Origin of the sequence: Rhodococcus sp. EPR-134 (assembly GCF_001647205.1) — a bacterium.
GTDB classification, from domain to species: Bacteria; Actinomycetota; Actinomycetes; order Mycobacteriales; family Mycobacteriaceae; genus Rhodococcus_F; species Rhodococcus_F qingshengii.
In genome coordinates, this window is the sequence record NZ_LVCT01000347.1 from 1 (window position 1) to 2,114 (window position 2,114).

Consider the following 2,114-nt stretch of genomic DNA (forward strand, 5'->3'; position numbering starts at 1 on the left):
GTTGCTGCTGTTGACGATCCAGCGTGACGAACTGCTCGGCACCGACGTCCCTGCCGACATCGCCGAGCAACTCACACAACTCGACCGGTCTCTGGTCGAGTTGTTCATCCGGTTGTCGACCGCGCTCTGGGGCCGCAAGGACGGCAGAGCCGTCGAGGCAATCGAGGCCTGTGTTGTCGGCCTGCCTACCGGATTACTCATTCATCCCGCCAAACGCGCCGACGGTTGGCGAGTCCCCGACGCCGCAGCACGCGCGCGGTTGGATGCCGCCGTTCGAGCGGTTCTGCATCTCGACCCACCACTGCCCAAGCCACGCAACAGGAAAGGCCAATCATGACCGCAACTCTGCGCTTCGAAGACAAGATCGCCGTTCTCGATCTCGGCGAGGACGAGAATCGATTCTCGCCGGAGTGGCTCGATTCCGTCGACAAGCTACTCGACCAGGCTTTGAGCGAAAGCGCACATGCCCTGGTCACCACGGCGACGGGCAAGTTCTACTCCAACGGACTCGACCTCGACTGGCTGGGCGCGAACGGCGACAAGGCGAAGTGGTATGTGCAGCAGGTGCAGTCGCTGTTCGCCCGGATGCTGACGTTCCCGATGCCCACCGTCGCGGCGATTAACGGCCACGCCTTCGGAGCCGGCGCCATGCTCGGCATCGCGCACGATTACCGCGTCATGCGCGATGATCGCGGCTACTACTGCTTCCCGGAGGTGGACATCAACATCCCCTTCACCGAAGGAATGGCAGCTCTCATCCAGGCCAAACTCAGCCCGGCGTCGGCAATCGTCGCCATGACCACGGGGCGGCGATACGGCGGAAGTGACGCATTCGCAGCCGGTTTGGTGGACTTCACCGCATCCGTCGACGCTTTGACCGCCAAGGCCATCGAAATGGTTGCACCGATCGGCCCGAAGAATGCGGGCACACTGGGGGCAATCAAGTCGACGATGTTCACTTCAGTGGTCACCGCTCTGAACACCGACGGCTAGAAGCGACGGACTGTGTTCTCGCAGAGCCGCTTCCAGATCGTCGGCAACACTTTCGGGATCGCGGCCTTCGGTGCTCAGAACCACGTCGACTCCACTGAGCGTCGGCATCGAACCGGCCAGCAGTTGTGACGCCTCCACCAACTCGTCCAACCCGGCCCAGCCGGCCGGTTCACGTTCGATGATTCTGGTACGCAACGTATCCGGATCGGCCTCGAGGCGCGCCAGCAGGTGCCCCTCGGCGCCGGTCGCGGCCAGCAGGGCGCGCCCGTAGTCGTCGTCTTCGACGGTAGCCGTGAGGAACAGGAGTTCGTACCCCGCTTCCCGGTACGACGCACACAGCATCCCGACGTGTGCGATTGCCCGTTCGGTCCCCAGCGGCGGATAGCACCGCTCGAGTTCGTCCACCTCGATCATCGCGTTGCTCACCCCGGCCTCGCCGAGTCGATCGTGAAGCGCGGTCAGCACGGAACTCTTCCCCGCGCCCGGCGGGCCTGTCAGCAGCAGTACGAACACGTCCTCCACTATTGCAGAGCCGTAAGCACGTCCAGAACCTTGTGCAGGCGCGGGGCGGCGAGAAGGCTGGAGAAGACAGCTCGACATGTACAACAGCCCTGATCGGAGCACAGCGATGACCACCACGATCACCGAAATCGCGCCGGACATCTACCGACTGTCGACCTTCGTGGACGAAGCGAACCTCACGATGAACCAGTTTCTCGTCGACGGCGAGGAACCCTTGCTCTTCCACACCGGGCAGCGAGCGTTGTTCACCTCGGCTTCCGACGCACTCTCCACGCTGATCGACATCGACCGTCTGAAATGGATCACGTTCGGTCACGTCGAGGCCGACGAATGCGGGTCCATGAACTCCTGGCTTGCGGCGGCCCCCGAAGCGCAAGTTGCACACGGTGCGATGGGGTGCTTCGTCCAGGTCAACGATCTGGCCGATCGGGCGCCACTTCCCTTGCAGGACGGCGACGTACTCGAAACCGGCAGCCGCCGAGTCCGGCACATCGACACCCCACACGTCCCACACGGTTGGGACGCGGGCCTGATGTTCGAGGAGACGACGTCGACGCTGTTCTGCGGAGATCTGTTCACCGCGTTCGGGCACCACCCCG

General features: G+C 63.5%; 3 protein-coding genes and 1 pseudogene. 3 read left to right on the forward strand and 1 reads right to left on the reverse strand.

Features of this window, described 5'->3' with window-relative positions; all coding sequences use genetic code 11:
• Together A2J01_RS15530 and A2J01_RS15535 are read left to right on the forward strand one after the other, a co-directional pair.
• Nucleotides 1-337: pseudogene (locus A2J01_RS15530) on the forward strand (TetR/AcrR family transcriptional regulator); the annotation flags it as partial.
• The gene (locus tag A2J01_RS15535) at nucleotides 334-993 is read left to right on the forward strand and encodes an enoyl-CoA hydratase-related protein (RefSeq protein ID WP_064113052.1); all 660 of its coding nucleotides are present in this window, start codon (nucleotides 334-336) and stop codon (nucleotides 991-993) included. The pseudogene A2J01_RS15530 and the gene A2J01_RS15535, both read left to right, overlap by 4 nt.
• Here the strand turns inward: A2J01_RS15535 and A2J01_RS15540 are convergent.
• Complete coding sequence (locus tag A2J01_RS15540) at nucleotides 961-1,506, reverse strand: hypothetical protein (protein WP_225320201.1); 546 nt, start codon at nucleotides 1,504-1,506, stop codon at nucleotides 961-963. The genes A2J01_RS15535 and A2J01_RS15540 overlap by 33 nt on opposite strands.
• Before the next feature lie 115 nt (nucleotides 1,507-1,621).
• Between A2J01_RS15540 and A2J01_RS15545 the strand changes: the two genes are divergently transcribed.
• A partial coding sequence (locus A2J01_RS15545; RefSeq protein WP_064113053.1) for a hypothetical protein occupies nucleotides 1,622-2,114 on the forward strand: 493 nt, incomplete at its 3' end.